Consider the following 2,797-nt stretch of genomic DNA (forward strand, 5'->3'; position numbering starts at 1 on the left):
GCCCGACACCTGACGAACGCGCGGGCGCGATCGGCCGAGCGGGCGTCAGGGCCGTACGGCGGCCGGCGCGCCGGCCGCCCCGCGGTCACCCGAGCGGCCAGCCGGTGTAGCCCTCGGCGAGGTACGCGCGGCCGGCGTCCGACTCGACGACCGAGCGCAGCTCGCCGATCTGGCGCAGGTGGTCGAAGTCGCTCGCCCCGGGCTGCAGATGCAGCATGCTCGTCATCCACCAGGAGAAGTGCTGCGCCTTCCAGATGCGCTTCCGGGCGGTGTCGGGGAAGGCGTCGAACAGGGACTCGTCCCCGTCGAGCAGCAGCGCGCGCAGCGCCTCGGTGAGGACGACGACATCGGCGACGGCGAGGTTCATGCCCTTGGCGCCGGTGGGCGGCACGGTGTGGGCCGCGTCGCCGACGAGCACCACCCGGCCCCGGCGCATCTCGTGCGCGACGAAGCTGCGGAAACGGAGCACGTCCCGCTGGAAGATCGGGCCCTCGTCGAGGGTGGTGCCGGGGACGCGCGACCGCAGGATCTCCCACAGCTGCTCCTCGGTGTACGCCCCGGTGTCGGTCGCCGGGTCGCACTGGAAGTACATGCGCTGCACACCGGGGCTGCGCTGACTGATGAGGGCGAAGCCGTTCGGCGAGTTGCTGTAGATCAGCTCCTCGGCGCTGGGCGGCGCCTCGCACAGGATGCCGAACCAGGCGAACGGGTACTCCCGGAAGTAGCCGCCGTGCGTGCCCGTGACGGCCTCGCGGGCCACGCCGCGGGAGCCGTCCGCGCCGATGACGACATCGGCCTCGATCTCGACGGTGCCGCCCCCGGCGTCCTTGGCCACGACGCGCGGCCGGTCCGTCTCCGCGTCCTCCACGCGCTCGGCGGTCACTCCGAAACGGAGGTCCTGGCCGGCGGCGAGGCGGGCGGCGACCAGGTCCTTCAGCACCTCGTGCTGCGGATAGAGCCACACCGCCCGGCCGACGGTCGCGGCGAAGTCGATCCGGTGGCCCTCGCCGTCGAAGCGCAGCTCTATGCCCTCGTGCTTCCGCCCGGCCGTGAGGACCCGGTCCGAGGCCCCCGTCTCGCTGAGGATCTCGACGGTGCCCTGCTCCAGGATGCCGGCCCGGATGGTGGTCTCGATCTCCTCGCGGCTGCGGGAGTCGATGACGACCGACTCGATGCCGTGGCGGCCGAGCAGATGGGACAGCAGCAGGCCGGCGGGGCCTGCTCCGATGACGGCGACTCGGGTGCGTACGGGCATGTCGTCTCCTTCGACGGCCGACGGGGTGGCAGGGAGTCTGGCGCCGGTCCGCCCCCGTTGACGACGGACCTTCCCATTGAACGGGAAGCGGATCTCCTCGACGCGCGGCCCGGCCGGTGGCTACGGGCGGCGCGCGCCGAGCGCCGCCGAGATGCCCGCGGCGGCGGAGCGCAGCACCTCGGCCACGGGACCGGTCGGCGTGTCACGGGGGAGTACGACCGACAGCGCGGCGATCACCCGCCCGCGCCCCTCGCGCACCGGCACGGCGACGCCCGTGGAGACGGCCTCGACCGTTCCCGGAGCCACGACCACGCCGTCACGCCGGATGCCGGCCAGGACGCGGCGCAGCAGCGCCGGGTCGGTCACGGTCTGCGGGGACACCGCCGCCAGCGGCCCGGCGAGGACCCGCTCGCGCAGCTCCTCCGGGCCGTGGGCGAGCAGGACCAGCCCCGACGACGAGGCGTGCAGGGGCAGCCGCCCGGCGATCCGGGTGATGTTCGCGCCCGCGTGCGGATGGGACAGACGCTCCACGAAGAGGGTCTCGCCGTTCTCCAGCACCGCGAGCTGGGTGTGCTCCCGGACCCGGGCCTGCACCCGTTCCATGAACGGCAGCGCCGCCTGCCGCAGGCGCAGGGCGTGGGAGCCGCGCAGCGCCAGCTCCCACAGCCGCATGCCCAGCCGTACCCGCTGCTCCTCGTCCCGTTCCAGCAGTCCGCACTCCACGAGATCGGCCACGATCCGGTGCGCCGTGGACGACGGCAGCCTCGCGCGCCGGCCGATCTCCGACGCCGTCTGCACGGTCCGGTCGGTGTCGAACGTCTCGAGGACGCGGACGATCCGCTCGGTGACCGTCTCCCCGGACCGTGAGTTCGCCATCGTCCGTCCTTCCGGGCTGGTTCGCGGCACCCCGCCGTGACGAGTATCGGGGCGGCGTTCCCCCACCGTCGGGCGGTGCCCTCCCACGGCAGGGCACCGGGGACGGACTTCACGCCGCCACCCGCCGGACGGAGCCGGACGGAGGGAATTTTGCATGACGTGCATCTTTGCATAGCATGCAAGGTATGTCGGAGAAGGGTGCCGCGCAGGGCGGGCTGCGGGAGCGGAAGAAGCGGGCCACGCGTGCCGCTCTCGCCGAGGCCGCCGTACGGCTGGCCGCCGAGCACGGTGCGGAGAAGGTCACCGTCGAGGCGATCAGCGCGGCGGCCGGGGTGTCCGTGCGGACCTTCTTCAACTACTTCGACACCCGCGACGACGCCTTCGTCGTGATCGACGCGGACGCGGGCGCCCGGATGCGGCAGGCCGTGCTCGACGCGCCGGCCGCGCTCTCCCCGCTCCAGGCCCTGCGCGAGGCCCTGGCCGCGGAACTCGCCGAGGCGGAGCAGCAGCACGAACTGTGGCGGCTGCACGCCCAGGTGGTGCACGCCTCGCCGCACCTGCTGGTCCGTACGCTCGGCGCGCACATGGCGGACGAGACCGGACTGGCCGAGGCCGTCGCCGCGCGCATCCGCGCCGGCGGGCCGACGGCATCCGTGTCCCCGCCCG

Annotated in this window: 3 protein-coding genes; 1 reads left to right on the forward strand and 2 read right to left on the reverse strand. The window is 73.9% G+C overall.

The window, feature by feature from the left end; translation table 11 throughout:
* Positions 1-85 precede the first annotated feature (85 nt).
* Together B7767_RS30405 and B7767_RS30410 are read right to left on the reverse strand one after the other, a co-directional pair.
* On the reverse strand, positions 86-1,255 hold the full coding sequence (locus tag B7767_RS30405) for a 4-hydroxybenzoate 3-monooxygenase (RefSeq protein WP_085574955.1): 1,170 nt from the start codon (positions 1,253-1,255) through the stop codon (positions 86-88).
* A gap of 120 nt (positions 1,256-1,375) precedes the next feature.
* Positions 1,376-2,131, reverse strand: a complete 756-nt coding sequence (locus tag B7767_RS30410) for an IclR family transcriptional regulator (protein WP_085574956.1) — start codon at positions 2,129-2,131, stop codon at positions 1,376-1,378.
* A 176-nt stretch (positions 2,132-2,307) separates the two neighbouring features.
* Between B7767_RS30410 and B7767_RS30415 the strand changes: the two genes are divergently transcribed.
* Positions 2,308-2,797, forward strand: a 490-nt coding sequence (locus B7767_RS30415; protein ID WP_085574957.1) for a TetR/AcrR family transcriptional regulator, incomplete at its 3' end; no start/stop codon positions are given.

It is taken from the genome of Streptomyces sp. 13-12-16 (assembly GCF_002114215.1).
Taxonomy (GTDB): Bacteria; Actinomycetota; Actinomycetes; order Streptomycetales; family Streptomycetaceae; genus Streptomyces.